This is a genomic window from Zeaxanthinibacter enoshimensis (assembly GCF_004362865.1).
GTDB classification, from domain to species: Bacteria; Bacteroidota; Bacteroidia; order Flavobacteriales; family Flavobacteriaceae; genus Zeaxanthinibacter; species Zeaxanthinibacter enoshimensis.
The window spans coordinates 59,350-74,878 of the sequence record NZ_SNYI01000001.1 but is presented as its reverse complement, the minus strand read 5'-3'; the positions used below and the strand labels follow the sequence as shown (position 1 = coordinate 74,878).

Below are 15,529 nucleotides of genomic sequence, written 5' to 3'. Positions count from 1 at the left end.
TATAACAGGCATAAAAAAAGCGCCCCGGGGGGCGCCTTAATTATTTGTCGTAACTATAACCTAATTGACTTCGAAGGTGATCTTTACATTCACCCGGTAGTTATCAATTTTGCCATCTTTCACCGTAGCACTCTGTTCGTTGATATATACAGATTTGATATTATTTACGGATTTAGATGCGTGGGTTACAGCGTTGTGGGCGGCATCTTCCCATCCTTTTGATGAGTTAGCCAATACTTCTATTACTTTTAATACTGCCATGATTTATGTTGTTTTAATTATTCTTCTTTAAGGTATGAAATTAAAGAAGCAATCACAACATACGAGGCTAATATCAGCCATTAATAGCCACAACTTCACGTACCTGCTCACCGAGCATGTTCTTCAGCATATTCTCTATCCCGTTCTTCAGGGTAAAGGTAGAAGAGGGGCAACCGCTGCAGGCACCCTGGAGGATGACGTTTACAGTCCGGCTTTCTTTTTCATAGGACTGGAAAAGAATGTTCCCGCCGTCACTGGCTACAGCTGGCTTAACATATTCTTCCAGGATCTGGATGATCTGCTGGCTGGTGTCATCAAGGTCAGGTGAATTAAATGCGGCCCCCGCCTTTTCCTCGTTCTTTTTCTGTACCGCGTCGGCATTAAGAATATCGTTCCCGGCTGAGATATATTCGCGGATGAATTCGCGAATCTCCATGGTCTTTTCATTCCAGTCGGCCACTTCGTATTTGGATACCGAAACATAGTTTTCATCCATGAAGACCTCCTTGACATAGGGAAAATGAAACAGCTTTTGTGCCAGGGGAGAATCCTTGGCTTCGTCTATATTCTTGAACTCTACGGTAAAGGGAACCAGCTTCTTATTCGCCACGAATTTCATCACCGCGGGATTAGGGGTTACTTCCGCGTAGATGGTTACAGGAGTTTGTTTGGTCTCTGTTACCTCTTTAACCACGGGTGCCCCGCTGTTCAGGTAATCCACAAGTTGCTGTGCCACTTCATCCTTAACATCATCCCAGGAGACAATGTCATAACGTTCCAGGGCAATGAAATTGCCGGAGATGTAAACAGTCTTGATAAAAGGCAGGTAGAACAACTGCTGGGCCAGGGGAGAATCCTTAGCCTCGTCTATATTGTGATATTCGTACCCGGCCTCTTTTACGATAAACTGGTTGGTCTCGAATTTCAGAATTGCAGGGTTGTTTGTCGGAACCACCGTAATCACATGCTCTTTCATAGTCCTTATTTTGTGCAAAAATACAACCATTTTTACACTTTGAGCACATATAATATTACAGCCTTTAGGCCGTTATAGTTTATATTTGACCGAACCAGCAACTCTTTGCCCTTCCTGAATGAAAAAATTCCTCCTCTTACTTACCGGCTGCCTCATGTACTCATCGTCCATGCTGTCCCAGGAAGGCCTGCCTGTGTATTTTGATTACCTGTCGGATAACTATTACCTGGTATATCCGTCCATGGCCGGAATCGGGAGTGGGGGGAAGGTGCGCTTAACCGCGAGAAAACAATGGTTCAATGTTGACGAGGCGCCAAGCCTGCAGACACTGAACGCGCATACCAGGATCGGGGATTCCAACAGCGGGGTTGGAGCTATGCTGTTCAATGACGCTAATGGGTATCATTCGCAGACCGGGATAAAACTGACCTACGCACATCACCTCAGGTTTGGAGGAGATATAAGGATACTTAACCAGCTCTCTTTCGGCCTGAGCGCAGGATTCCTGCAAAGCAGCCTGGATGAAAGTGAATTCCGTTCCGTGATCCCGGACCCTGTCATCACCGGCGGAAGAAACAGTGTAGGGTATTTTAACGTGGACCTCGGGATGTCTTACAGTTATATGGATTTTTACGCCCACGGCGCAATTCTTAATTTGCTGGGAACGGGAAGAGATCTCTATACGGCGATCGAATTTGATAACCTCAGGCGCTGGCTGGTGTCTGTGGGTCATGTTTTTGGAAAAGGTGAATGGAGGGTAGAGCCCTCGGTACTTTTCCAGATGACCGAATTCACCGAGGAGGAAACCATAGATTTCAATGCCAAAGTGTACAAGGATGTTGATTTTGGAACGGTCTGGGGCGGACTATCGTACCGGCGCAGCTTTGACGGTGCCCAGTACCAGTCCAATGGCGTGCTGGGAGAACAACGGCTCCAGCTGTTTACCCCTATTATCGGGGTAACCGTGAATCGTTTCCTGGTATCCTATAATTATTCTTACCAGAGCGGTGATATCCGCTTTGACAATGGCGGGTTCCACCAGATCACCTTAGGGTTCGACTTTGGCCCTGAGCGCGAGAATCGCTACAACTGCTATTGCCCCGCGGCGAATTATTAAAACCTATTTATTCTTATTATCTAACCGACTGGTTTTCCCATGCCGGCTTAACGAATTGGTGTATTTTTGTCATATCTAAAAATGCAGCCATGATAAAACCGGTGAGGGGAATATCCCCGCAGATAGGAGAAGATTGTTATATAGCCGAAAATGCCACCATAGTGGGGGAAGTGGTAATGGGCAGGCAGTGCAGTGTCTGGTTCAACGCCGTCATCCGTGGAGATGTCCACTATATCAGGATGGGAGACAAGGTGAATGTGCAGGACGGGGCTGTGATCCATGGGACCTACAAGAAATCGCCTACCAACATTGGTAATAATGTTTCTATAGGACATAACGCCATTGTTCACGGGTGTACTGTAAAAGATAATGTCCTTATAGGAATGGGGAGTATTGTGATGGACGACTGCGTAGTGGAAAGTCACAGTATCATCGCCGCAGGCGCAGTAGTACCCCCTGGGACCCATGTCCCCGAAGGCTCGATCTTTGCCGGGGTTCCGGCCCGAAAGATAAAGGAAGTGAGCCCGGAGCTGCGGACCGGCGAGATAGACCGTATCGCGGAGGCTTACGTGATGTATTCCGGCTGGTTCAAGAAGGAATAGACGGTCCGTTTTTTTCCATCAACAATAGGAGTGATATAGCAACCGGGTTACCCGGGACATGAGTATGTTCGTACTGTGTAGGGAGCAGCCCTTTGGGAGCAGGGAAGCGCTTATACCTGCGCGGGGCTAAATCCCCCGTATATGGCGGGTAAAGCGCAAAATATTCCCTATTTTAGCCCCACTAAAACCGAATTGATGAAAGCATACATATTCCCCGGACAAGGCGCCCAGTTTACCGGGATGGGCCTAGACCTGTACGAAAAATATCCACAAGCACAGGAACTGTTTGAACGCGCTAACGAGATCCTCGGGTTTTCAATTACCGATATAATGTTCGAAGGAACTGCAGAGCAGCTCAAGGAGACTAAGGTGACCCAGCCTGCTATCTTTCTGCACTCCGTGATCCTGAGCCGTGTGTTAGGTGAAAGTTTTAAACCGGACATGGTTGCCGGGCATTCGCTTGGTGAATTTTCCGCTCTAGTGGCTAACGGGGCGCTGAGTTTTGATTCCGGCTTAAGCCTGGTTTCCAAAAGAGCCCTGGCAATGCAGAAAGCCTGTGAGATGCAGCCCAGCACTATGGCGGCGGTATTGGGCCTGGAGGACGAAGCAGTTGAAAAGATATGTAAAGAGATCGGGGGGATCGTAGTGCCCGCGAATTATAACTGTCCGGGGCAGTTGGTGATCTCCGGGGAAGTACCGGCGATAGAAAAAGCCTGTGAGAAGCTGAAAGAAGCAGGGGCAAGACGGGCCCTGGTGTTGCCTGTGGGGGGAGCATTTCATTCCCCGCTGATGGAGCCTGCCCGCGAGGAACTGGCTGCAGCAATAAAGGAGACAGAGGTAAATAAGCCGAGTTGCCCTATTTACCAGAATGTCACCACCACCGCGGTAACAGACCCTGCGGAGATCCGGAAAAACCTGATCGCCCAGCTGACCGCACCGGTCAAATGGACACAGAGTGTGCAGCAGATGATCGCGGATGGTGCCACCCATTTCACAGAAGTAGGCCCCGGTAATGTTTTACAGGGACTGGTCAAGAAGATAGATCGCAGTGCGGAAACGTCTGCGGCATCGGTAGAATAGGCGGTGAGCTGCTTTTGAGCAGTTTACCCGAAATACCTTTATTTAATCCTATGAATGTCAGCTTTGTGGGAATTTTTCATAATATTGGTATCCTTTTACACATTAAAAACCAAGCCTCGCACTGAATTTTATTTAAAAATTCAAAATTGAGCTATGAAAATACCATCATTTAAGCAGTTCCTCCTGGGATGCCTTTTCTTGTTTAATGCTTTCGCCTTTGGGCAGACACAGGTTTCTATATCAGTTTCAGATAATACTGCCGGAGAAACAGGGCCAGATAACGGACAATATCTTGTTACAGTGCAAAACGGGCCAGGGCTTGCTAATGTCCAGGTCAACTATGCTGTTGCTGCCGGCACCACTGCCACTTCAGGATCTGATTTCACTCCTTTTTCGGGAAGCGTAACCGTATTTACCAATGTTAGCGGAAATGGATCAAATACTATTACGCTTAATGTATTAGACGATGATATTGATGAAGATCTGGAAGTGGTTGTCTTGGAGATCACCACCGGTTCTTATGATATAGTAGCTGGGCAGGGAAGCGCGAGTATTAATATTACTGATAATGATACTGCCGGTGTCTCCGTGAACCCAACATCCGGGAATACCACAGAAGGCGGCGGCACGTTCCAGTTTACCATTACCCTGGATACTGAACCGCTTGATGCAGTAACTATACCTGTAAGCAGCAATGATACCAGCGAGGGTGTTGTAGACGTAAGCAGTGCCGTTCTCGATAATACCAACTGGGATACTGGGGTCACGGTAACAGTGACGGGCCAGGACGATGCAGTTGCAGACGGGAACGTCGCCTACGTGATACAAACCGGTGATGCCACCTCTCCCGGGGATCCGAAATACGACGCTATCGGCCCGGCAGGCACCCCTGATGTAAACCTTACCAACACCGATAATGACACCGTAGGGGTTACAGTAACCCCGACTTCCGGTACGACCACGGAGTCAGGGGGCAACTTCCAGTTCACTGTTACGCTCAATACACAGCCAACTGCAGCGGTAACCATTCCAATCAGTAGCAATGACCCTTCTGAGGGTACGGTCTCTGCCAGCCAGGTGGTGCTGGACAACACCAACTGGAACACAGGGCAGACCATTACGGTAACAGGGGTGAACGATAATATTGTAGATGGGAATGTCAGTTATACTATCGTTACCGGAAACCCAACCTCCGGGGACCCTGCTTATAATGGACTCGGTGCCAATGATGTAGCAAATGTCAGCGCGACAAATACCGATAACGACACCGAGTTAACGATCGCTAACAGCTCCACTACAGAGGGAACAGGATTTGTATTTACAGTAACATCAAGTAATGCTGTACCAGGAGGTTTCACCGTGAATATCGGATTTACGGATGGTACCGCGACCGGCGGAAATCTTCCGCTGGCTTTTCCTGAAGATTATGATAACGGGGTTAAAACCCTCAACTTCTCCGGCGGCGCCGGGGAACAGCAGCAATTCGGGGTGGCTACGACCAATGATACCCGGGTAGAAGGCAATGAAACATTTACCGTTACGATGACAAGCGGGAACCCCAATGTCATCACCTCGGATACCGCTACAGGAACCATCATTGACAATGATTCCTGTCCTACCACGGCACCCACCAGGAATAACAGTGTGCCTGATGAATTCTGTGATTCGTTCAGCCAGGACCTGAATGCATACGTATCTAATACGCCCCCGCCGAATACAGTATTGAGGTGGAGCAGAAGTTCCAGCCCTGCTGCTAACGGCAGCAACCACCTGGGTAGCAGTGTGGTGAATACAGCAGATAGTTATTACGGTTTCTTTTATGACCAGGACGATCAGTGTCTCGGACCTACCCTGCGTGTGGATATTACTTTGAATACCAGTCCCGAGGCCGGGACCACCCAGAGCGCAAGTGCCTGTGGTGTTGGACCGGGCGACAGCACCGTAGACCTTGACGATCAAATTACCGGTGAGGATTCAGGGGATTGGGCGGTGACCAGCCAGCCTTCAGGCGGCAATGTCACGATTCCGGGGAATAATAATGTTGATTTTGCCGGCCAACCCTTAGGAAATTATGTATTTACATATACCACGGATAATGCCCAGGCGCCATGTACCGAGGATTCGGTGACCCTGACCATTACGGTGATCGATTGTACCCCTCCCTGTGATGCAGGCAATACTGCCCCTGTAAGAGATGCTGACGTGGCTGACGTATTCTGTGATGTGATCACAACGGGACTTGATGATTACACCAACAGCAACCCGCCGTCAGGTACTACCCTGACCTGGAGTGCGAACCCCGATCCGCTGATCGTGGCCAACCACCTCACCCAGGCCCAGGTAGATAATCCATCACCCGGAACTTATTACGGTTTCTTTTACGATGCTACCAACAGTTGCGCCAGTCCCACCCTGGAAGTTACCCTGACAGTAAATACCACCCCTGTGATCACAGGTACTACGGGAGACGAACTATGCGGACCGGGGCAGGCGACATTAACCGTTACAGGAGATATCCCGGACAGCCCGGAGAACCCAAGTTACCGCTGGTACGCCACAGCGAGCAGTACCCAGGTGCTGGGGAATTTTGCCACCTTTACACCTAATGTGACCACCACTACCACTTATTTCGTGGAAGCCACCGCTAATGGTTGTACCTCGGAAAGGGAAGGAGTTACCGTAACCGTGGTGCCACCCGTAAGTGCAGGCAGTACCAATGATACTGCAGCCTGTAATGTGCCTGAGAATGGCCCTACCTTAAGGGACCTTGATAACTTTATCAGCGGGAACGATGCGGGGGTATGGAGCATCAGCCAGGACCCATCAGGAGTTCTGACCATAGAATCAGGAAATACGGTTAATTTCAATAACCGTCCTGCAGGAACGTACATATTTACCTATACCACCACCGGGGCGCAGCAACCCTGTACAAACGAATCGGTAGACCTGACCATTACGGTGAACAGCTGTGATGTGGACTCGGACGGAGACGGATTGCTGGATGGGCAGGAAGCTATCCTGGGTACCAACCCTAACAACGTGGATACGGATGCGGATAATATTAATGATAATATTGAAGTTGGCCCTAACCTGGATAGTCCCCTGGATGAAGACGGGGATGGTATCATTGATGCGCTGGAATCTATCCTGACAGATACCGATAATGACGGGGTGACAGACCAGCTGGATCCTGCGAATACAGATCCCTGTATCCCGAATGCAAATAACGAAGTCTGCCAATCACAACCACTGGACCTGCAGGTGCAGAAAGAAGTGGATAACCCAGGAGCCTCTTTCGGGGAGCAGGTGGTGTTCACCATAACCCTGAATAATACGGATACCCGTGCGGCCTCGGATATCGTGGTGGGCGACCTGCTGGAATCCGGGTTCGAGTTTGTCTCTGCTGAGACTTCGGACGGCACCTATGACCCGGAAACCGGGAGTTGGGAGATAGACCAACTGAACGGGATGGCTACCGCTACCCTTACGGTGACGGCTACGCTGCGCAGTGAAGGAGTGTTCACCAATACGGCAGAATTGTTGTCTTCGAGCCCGGTAGATGACAATGCTACGAATAACTCATCTACCGTTACAGTTAACCCGGACCCGGTAGAGGGAGTAGACCTTGTCATCAGGAAAGAAGTGGTACCTTCCCGGCCATTAGTGGGCGAAGAAATACTTTTCAGGATTTCTGTAGTAAATGAATCATCCAATGAAACCGTGGTAAACAACATCAGGGTAGAAGATATTATAACGGAAGAGGGAGGTTTTGTATTCCAGAACATCATTTTTAACACACACGGAGGCTATGACCCGCTTACGGGGATTTGGGATATACCATCCCTTGCTGCGGGTAAAGAAGCGAGCCTTGCCTTTACGGCTCTGGTTCCAAGAACCGGCAATTTTATCAATGTAGCAACTATTCTTAGTTCTAATCCCGTTGACGGAATTACCGAGAATAACACGGCAACAGTCCGTGTAGTGGTCAGTGAAAGATCTAGTGATGAGCCCGGATTTATATTTAACCAGTTCTCTCCCAATGGGGATGGAACGAATGACATTCTCAGGATCAATAATATTGACCAGTTCCCGGGTAATTCGCTGGTGATCTTTGACCGTTACGGCAACAAAATTTTCGAAGCTCGTGATATGACCGATAGTGCCATCTGGGATGGCCGTCGGAACAATATAGACGTGGCAGAAGGAACCTATTTTTATATCCTGGATCTCGGCGATGGTTCAGAGGTAAGGAAAGGCTGGATACAGCTGATAAGATGAGCATATCAATGACACAATATATACGGATTTCCGGAAAAAACGGAGTTTGGTTAATGACCTTGCTGCTGTTCGGTGCTATGCATTTGAGCCATGCACAGAAAGAACCGCAGTACACCCAGTATATGTACAACATCGGGAGTTTTAACCCCGCCTATGTCGGTTCCGTGGAGACTACTGATATCTCTGCTTTATACAGGGCACAGTGGATCGATATTGAAGGCGCACCAAGGACGATCCGCTTTGGGGTGAACCACCCGTTCAATAACGAAACCATGGGACTTGGTTTTAACGTGATCAATGACCAGATCGGGCCGTCTAGCCAGACCTTCGTAGACGTGGCATATTCGTACCAGGTGAACCTCTCGGATTACGTAAAATTATCTTTCGGGATGGACGTGGGAGGATCATTCCTGAACGTGGATTTTTCCAAGGGAACTTTCGAGAACCCCGGCGAACCCATCCTGGACCAGGAGACCATCAGTAAATTCTATCCCACGGTAGGGGCCGGACTCTTTATGTACGGCGATGACGGGTACCTGGGGGTTTCTGTCCCTAATTTCCTGACCGATGACATATATAATGAAGAGGTAGCCACCATAGTGGATGACAAGCTGCAGTTTAACTTTATCGGGGGCTACATATTTGAACTCTCTGAAAGCCTGAAGTTTAAACCTGCCGTACTCGCTAATTATCTCAGCGGATCCCCGGTTACCTTTAACGTTTCTACCAACTTCCTGATCAATGATACTTTTACCGCCGGGGCCTCGTACAGGATTGGCAGCGCTGTAAGCGGGCTGGCAGGATTCCAGGTTTCTCCGAATGCTTTTATCGGGTATTCTTATGATTACACCACCAACAGCATTGGGGATTACAGCCAGGGATCCCACGAAATAATCGTTAAATTCTTCCTCGGCAAGGATTTTGCCAAGAATAAGAAGGAGAAAATGAGAGGCGAAAAAGGAAAACCAAAACAAATAGATTCACCAAGGTTCTTTTAATATGAGCATGCGAGCAGACATAAAGTTATTGGCAATACTGATTTTCCTTTGTGGGGCTGTCAACATTCATGCGCAGGAACAGGGTTCTAAGGCAGACATTCTTTTCTTTGAATACGCCTACCAGGATGCGATAACCGAATACCTCAAGGAACAGCAGAGGAGTCCGCTTACCTTAAAGCAACAACAGAACCTGGCCCAGGCTTATCTCAAGGTCGGGAATTACGCCAAGGCTTCCGATGCGTACCTGCAGGTGTTCAAGAGAGACAGTACGATGACCAATCACCAGTTCAACAATATGCTGCAGGCCATGGCGAGGGCCTCGGGCAAAGAACGCGTGAAAGCTTTCCTCGATACCAGGAAACATACCCTGCCCAAGGAGCTTATAGAGAATGCGGATTTTAACCTGGTACTACTGGAAAAACAGGATGCCGAGAACCCGGGGTACAACGTATTCCATGCCAATGGGAACAGTAACCAGGCCGATTTTTCCCCTACATTTTACAAGGACCGGCTGCTTTTCACTACTGCCAGGGCATTGGAGTCAAAACCAATCTATGGCCCTTCAGGTGAATCCTTCCTGGACATCTGGGTGGCGCGGATAGGCCCCGATGGTAACCTGGCCAATCCAAACCCCTTCTTCGGTATCCCTAAAGCCAAATACCACGAAGCCACACCTTATTATTCCAAAGAACTGGATAAGATATTTTATATCAGTTCCAATACAGAAAGAGGTAAACTGAAGTTCAGCCAGTCCGGCAAGAACAGCCTGGCGATTACCATGGCCTCCGATGACAAGACTTCCAATTACCTGCTGAAGGATCTCAATATTTCTTTCTACTACCCTTTCTACGATGCTGAATCCGGGAAACTTTATTTCGCTGCGAATTTTGACGACAGTCTTGGGGGCACGGATATTTACTTTGTGTATACCAACAATGGACTGATCATGTCGGCCCCGATCAATTTAGGACCACGGATCAATACGCCCGGGAACGAGATCGCACCTTATATCTATGATGGCAGCCTGTTCTATTCCTCGGATATCTTTTACGGTTTGGGAGGAATGGATATCTATAAGTCGGACATCCAGCAGGATGGATCCTTCAGTATCCCGGTAAACCTGGGAACCGGGATCAATACCGAAGTCGATGATTTCGGGCTGGTGATCCGCAGCAGGGAGAGTGGAGGAGTGCTAGGTTATTTTGCATCCAACCGGCAGGGAGGAAATGGCAATGACGATCTCTACGGCTTTACAGCAGACAAGAAACCCGGACTCAAAACTTTTTCCTTACGTGGTTCTGTACTCAATATTGCTGATAAGGATGAGGTGCCCGGTGCACAGGTGAGGGTACTGGATGGGGAAGGTAATGTACTGACCGAACTGAGCTCGGATAATGATGGAGCATTCCGTTTCGAAATTCCCTGGCAAGAACAACTGACCATACAGGCGACCAAAGAGAAATATTCAGTCTTTTCGGCGACCTATGATGCTGCAGAGCTGGAAAAAATTCAGGGCATAGGGTATAACATGGGAATAGTTGCCCTCGATGATATCCTGGAACGCTCTGATGATCAAACCTTGTTTAAACTCCGGAAGTTCTACTTTTCGAGCGGGCGTACAAGCCTGACCCCCGAGATCACGGCCGAACTGGATAAGATCGTGGATGCCATGACCAGGTTCCCTGAAATTAAATTCAGTATAGCCGTTCATACAGACAGTCGTGGTGGCAGGACTACCAATAAGAGATTATCCCAGGCAAGGGCCGATGCGATCAAAAACTACCTGCTGGAGAAAGGAATAGATCGTGCCAGTATTGTCTCTGCGACCGGTTACGGGGAAGAGCAACTGGTGAATCAATGCAAAGACGGGGTGTTCTGCCTGGAAATGCTGCACAAGCAGAATGAACGATACCTCTTTGTTATAGAGAATTACGAGGAACTTTAGGCGGTAAGCTCACAGGCCTTGCAATCCTTCACCTTGCCATAATAGGTATTCCTGTATTTGTGAAGGGTTTTCAGGGGGATTCCTGCAAAGGATTTCCTGATGTAGGTGACCCGTGTCTGTAGTAGTCCCATCTTAGGGGTAAACCGGGTTTCTTCTTTAGTGTTTCTTACAATTCTAATCAACTTCATAGTACACAGATTTCTACAAAGATTTAAAAATTAGCTGCTAAATGCAAATCCATCCCCGGGAGCAACCCCATTTCCATCCCGGGATACAACTTTTCAGGAGGCTAATCGCTGCGTTTTTCAGGATTGTCTATATTTAGAGAAAATAGCCGACCTATGGATAAGAAACCTGATCACACCGGGTACTGGAGAACCAACCTGAAATACCTGCTGATCCTTTTAAGTATATGGTTCCTGGTTTCCTATGGATTTGGGATCCTGCTAAAGGATACACTGGACAATATTTCCCTGGGGGGATTCAAACTTGGATTCTGGTTTGCACAGCAGGGTTCGATCTATGTTTTTGTAATCCTGATATTTGTATACGTGCGGCTGATGAATAAACTTGACCAGAAATACGGCTACCGGGAAAAATAAGCTAACCAAACCAATACTTCATGGACGTACAGACCTGGACCTACCTGATCGTAGGTCTTACTTTTGCTCTTTACATCGGGATCGCCATCTGGAGCAGGGCAAACTCTACCACGGATTTTTACGTGGCCTCAGGCGGAGTCCCGCCTTTGGCGAACGGGCTGGCTACGGCAGCGGACTGGATGTCTGCCGCTTCCTTCCTGGGAATGGCCGGCTTACTCTCTTTTAATGGCTATGACGGGTCTGTTTACCTGATGGGGTGGACGGGTGGCTACGTACTGCTGGCCTTGCTCCTGGCTCCTTACCTGAGGAAATTCGGAAAGTTCACCGTACCCGATTTTATCGGGGACCGCTATTATTCCAACGTGGCCAGGACCGTGGCAGTGATCTGTGCCTTACTGGTATCCTTTACGTACGTGGCTGGGCAGATGCGCGGTGTTGGCCTGGTGTTTTCCAGGTTCCTGGAAGTTCCCATCAATACCGGGGTGCTGATAGGGATGGTCATCGTTTTGTTCTATGCCGTGCTCGGGGGGATGAAAGGCATTACTTATACCCAGGTGGCCCAGTATTGTGTGCTGATCTTCGCTTTTATGGTCCCCGCTATCTTTATCTCCATACAGATGACCGGGAACCCCATCCCGCAGATAGGAATGGGTTCTGATGTACTGGGAGAAGAGATATCCTTACTGGATAAGCTGGACGGGCTATCCACAGAACTGGGATTTAATGCCTATACCGAAGGCTCACGGCCACTGATAGATATCTTCTTTATCACTGCCGCCCTGATGGTAGGAACTGCCGGGCTGCCCCATGTGATCGTACGTTTCTTCACGGTGCCCAGGGTCAGGGATGCCCGGAAATCGGCCGGTTATGCGCTGCTGTTCATCGCTATCCTGTATACCACTGCACCTGCTATAGCAGTTTTTGCCCGTACCAACCTGATCGAGACCGTAAGTGGGAAACCCTATGCCGAGATGCCCGCCTGGTTTTCCAAATGGGAAACCACCGGCCTGATCGTGTTTGATGACAAGAATAAAGATGGCAACATACAATACCTGGCGAATTCCGGATCAAATGAACTGACGGTAGATGCCGATATCATGGTTCTGGCAAACCCGGAGATCGCCAACCTGCCCAACTGGGTGATAGCCCTGGTCGCTGCCGGTGGGCTGGCGGCAGCGCTGTCTACTGCAGCCGGACTTTTACTGGTCATTTCAACCTCCATCTCGCACGATTTAATCAAGAAACAGATCAAACCAAACATATCCGATAAAGGAGAATTAATAGCAGCCCGGTTGTCCGCGGTGGTTGCGGTGTGCGTGGCAGGATATTTCGGGATCAACCCGCCCGACTTTGTGGCTGCCACCGTAGCCCTGGCCTTTGGACTTGCCGCGGCTTCTTTCTTCCCGGCTATAATCCTCGGAATCTTTTATAAACGAATGAATAAGGAAGGAGCCATTGCGGGGATGGTAGTGGGAATACTGGCCATGCTGGGGTATATGCTGAAATTTAAGTTCGATTTCTTTGGAGGTGGAGGAACAGCAGACTGGTGGCTTGGGATTTCACCGGAGGGTTTTGGAACTGTCGCCATGTTGCTTAACTTTATTGTGGCTATTGCGGTGGCATCTTTCACCAAAGCCCCACCCCCTGAGATCCAGGACATGGTAGAACTGATCCGGATACCTTCAGGGGCAGAAAAGGCCATTGAACATTAACGTAAAACCAGTCCCGTTGCAACGCAGGGGACCACAACCAGAAAATACATGAGTAATTACCATATTAAACACCTGGAGGAATATTTTCAGGTCTACCGTAAATCTGTCAGGGATCCCGAATCGTTCTGGGAAGAGATTGCGGAAGAACACTTTGTCTGGCGAAAGAAATGGGACAAGGTATTGTCCTGGGATTTTACCAAACCCGATGTGAAATGGTTTGAAGGTGCCCAACTGAATATCACCGAGAATTGCCTGGATCGCCACCTGCCGACCCGGGGGGATAAGACTGCTATACTATTTGAGCCAAATGATCCCAAGGAAGAGGCACAACACATCACCTACCGGGAGCTGCATGAAAAGGTTTGCAAAATGGCCAATGTGCTCCGGGATAAAGGAGTTAAAAAGGGCGACCGGGTCTGTATCTACCTGCCCATGATCCCTGAACTGGCGATCTCGGTCCTCGCCTGTGCCCGTATCGGCGCCATACATTCGGTCGTATTTGCCGGGTTTTCCGCTAATGCCCTGGCAACCCGTATCAATGACAGTGACTGCAAGGTTGTGATCACTTCAGACGGGTCTTTCCGGGGAGCAAAGACTATAGACCTGAAAGCTATAGTAGACCAGGCTATGGAAGACTGCCCGGGTGTAAACACCCTGCTGGTGGCCAAACGCACCGGTACCGAGGTAAATATGAAGGAGGGCAGGGACTTTTGGCTGGAACCTTTGATGGACAAGGCGTACGCGGATATAACCGCCGAGGTTATGGACGCAGAGGACCCGCTTTTTATCCTCTACACTTCCGGTTCTACCGGCAGACCCAAAGGGATGGTTCACACTATTGGTGGCTATATGGTCTTCACCGCTTATACATTTAAAAATATATTTCAATACCGTGAGCCCGATGTCTACTGGTGTACGGCAGATATTGGGTGGATCACCGGGCATTCGTACATCGTCTATGGTCCCCTGGTGAACGGGGCTACCACGGTAATGTTTGAAGGGGTGCCCACCTACCCGGATCACGGCAGATTCTGGGAAGTTGTTGAGAAACACAAGGTAACCCAGTTCTATACCGCTCCGACTGCGATCCGGGCACTGGCAAAGGAAAGCCTGGATTACGTGGAGAAGCACGACCTGACATCCTTAAAAGTGCTGGGAACTGTGGGAGAACCCATAAACGAGGAGGCCTGGCACTGGTACAACAATAATATCGGGAAAGGCAAGAGCCCTATTGTGGACACCTGGTGGCAGACCGAGACCGGGGGGATAATGATCTCACCCATCCCTTATGTGACCCCGACCACACCAACCTATGCTACCTTGCCTTTTATCGGGGTGCAACCTGCCCTGATGGACGAGGAAGGTAAGGAGGTAAAAGGTAACCTGGTAGATGGCAGGCTGTGTATCAAATTCCCCTGGCCGGGGATGGCAAGAACCATCTGGGGTGACCACGAGCGGTACCGGGATACCTATTTTTCGGCTTATAAAGGCTATTATTTCACAGGAGACGGTGCACTCAGGGATGCCGTGGGCTATTACCGGATCACCGGGCGGGTTGATGATGTGATCATCGTTTCGGGTCATAACCTCGGGACCGCACCCATAGAAGATTCGATCAACGAACACCCTGCAGTAGCAGAATCAGCCATAGTAGGTTTTCCCCATGACATAAAGGGTAACGCCCTGTACGGGTTTGTCATCCTGAAAGAAACGGGAACAGGCAGGGACAGGAATAACCTGAGGAACGAGATCAACCAACAGATCACGGAGCAGATAGGGCCGATCGCGAAACTGGATAAGATTCAGTTCGTGCCCGGCTTACCTAAGACGAGGAGCGGGAAGATCATGAGGCGGATACTGAGGAAGATCGCCGGGAATGATACCTCTGACCTGGGAGACATCAGTACACTGCTGAATCCCGAGGTGGTACAGGAGATCATTGATGAAGCCCTGTAGGT

Annotated in this window: 12 protein-coding genes; 9 read left to right on the top strand and 3 right to left on the bottom strand. The window is 49.3% G+C overall.

Going from position 1 to position 15,529, the window contains the following annotated elements; genetic code table 11:
• Nucleotides 1-60: 60 nt before the first annotated feature.
• On the bottom strand, nt 61-261 hold the full coding sequence (locus tag CLV82_RS00385) for a dodecin family protein (RefSeq protein ID WP_133642333.1): 201 nt from the start codon (nt 259-261) through the stop codon (nt 61-63).
• A gap of 73 nt (nt 262-334) precedes the next feature.
• Complete coding sequence (locus CLV82_RS00380; protein ID WP_133642332.1) at nt 335-1,237, bottom strand: NifU family protein; 903 nt, start codon at nt 1,235-1,237, stop codon at nt 335-337.
• Between the two features lie 118 nt (nt 1,238-1,355).
• Between CLV82_RS00380 and CLV82_RS00375 the strand changes: the two genes are divergently transcribed.
• The 6 genes from CLV82_RS00375 to CLV82_RS00350 all read left to right on the top strand — a co-directional run bounded on the left by CLV82_RS00375 (nt 1,356) and on the right by CLV82_RS00350 (nt 11,257).
• Nucleotides 1,356-2,354 (top strand): PorP/SprF family type IX secretion system membrane protein, encoded by a 999-nt coding sequence (locus CLV82_RS00375; protein WP_133642331.1) that lies wholly within the window; start codon nt 1,356-1,358, stop codon nt 2,352-2,354.
• A gap of 89 nt (nt 2,355-2,443) precedes the next feature.
• Nucleotides 2,444-2,956 carry a gamma carbonic anhydrase family protein gene (locus tag CLV82_RS00370; protein ID WP_133642330.1) on the top strand — a complete coding sequence of 171 codons (513 nt, stop codon included), beginning with the start codon at nt 2,444-2,446 and terminating at the stop codon, nt 2,954-2,956.
• A 195-nt stretch (nt 2,957-3,151) separates the two neighbouring features.
• Complete coding sequence (gene fabD / locus CLV82_RS00365; protein ID WP_133642329.1) at nt 3,152-4,036, top strand: ACP S-malonyltransferase; 885 nt, start codon at nt 3,152-3,154, stop codon at nt 4,034-4,036.
• Nucleotides 4,037-4,189: 153 nt separating this feature from the next.
• Complete coding sequence (locus CLV82_RS00360) at nt 4,190-8,314, top strand: T9SS type B sorting domain-containing protein (RefSeq protein ID WP_133642328.1); 4,125 nt, start codon at nt 4,190-4,192, stop codon at nt 8,312-8,314.
• 8 nt (nt 8,315-8,322) lie between these two features.
• Nucleotides 8,323-9,312 carry a PorP/SprF family type IX secretion system membrane protein gene (locus CLV82_RS00355; protein WP_133642327.1) on the top strand — a complete coding sequence of 330 codons (990 nt, stop codon included), beginning with the start codon at nt 8,323-8,325 and terminating at the stop codon, nt 9,310-9,312.
• Between the two features lie 7 nt (nt 9,313-9,319).
• Nucleotides 9,320-11,257 (top strand): OmpA family protein, encoded by a 1,938-nt coding sequence (locus CLV82_RS00350; RefSeq protein ID WP_133642326.1) that lies wholly within the window; start codon nt 9,320-9,322, stop codon nt 11,255-11,257.
• On the opposite strand, the gene CLV82_RS00345 is transcribed toward CLV82_RS00350, so the two are convergent.
• On the bottom strand, nt 11,254-11,445 hold the full coding sequence (locus tag CLV82_RS00345; protein ID WP_133642325.1) for a hypothetical protein: 192 nt from the start codon (nt 11,443-11,445) through the stop codon (nt 11,254-11,256). The two genes, CLV82_RS00350 and CLV82_RS00345, sit on opposite strands and share 4 nt — an antisense overlap.
• Nucleotides 11,446-11,598: 153 nt before the next feature.
• On the opposite strand from CLV82_RS00345, the gene CLV82_RS00340 reads away from it, so the two are divergent.
• Genes CLV82_RS00340 through acs form a run of 3 tightly spaced genes read left to right on the top strand, consistent with a single transcriptional unit; the run spans nt 11,599 to nt 15,527 of the window.
• Complete coding sequence (locus CLV82_RS00340; protein WP_133642324.1) at nt 11,599-11,859, top strand: DUF4212 domain-containing protein; 261 nt, start codon at nt 11,599-11,601, stop codon at nt 11,857-11,859.
• Nucleotides 11,860-11,879: 20 nt separating this feature from the next.
• Nucleotides 11,880-13,571 (top strand): sodium:solute symporter family protein, encoded by a 1,692-nt coding sequence (locus CLV82_RS00335; RefSeq protein WP_133642323.1) that lies wholly within the window; start codon nt 11,880-11,882, stop codon nt 13,569-13,571.
• 48 nt (nt 13,572-13,619) lie between these two features.
• Nucleotides 13,620-15,527, top strand: coding sequence for an acetate--CoA ligase (gene acs, locus CLV82_RS00330; protein ID WP_133642322.1), 1,908 nt, complete (start codon nt 13,620-13,622; stop codon nt 15,525-15,527).
• The last annotated feature ends 2 nt before the right edge of the window (nt 15,528-15,529 follow it).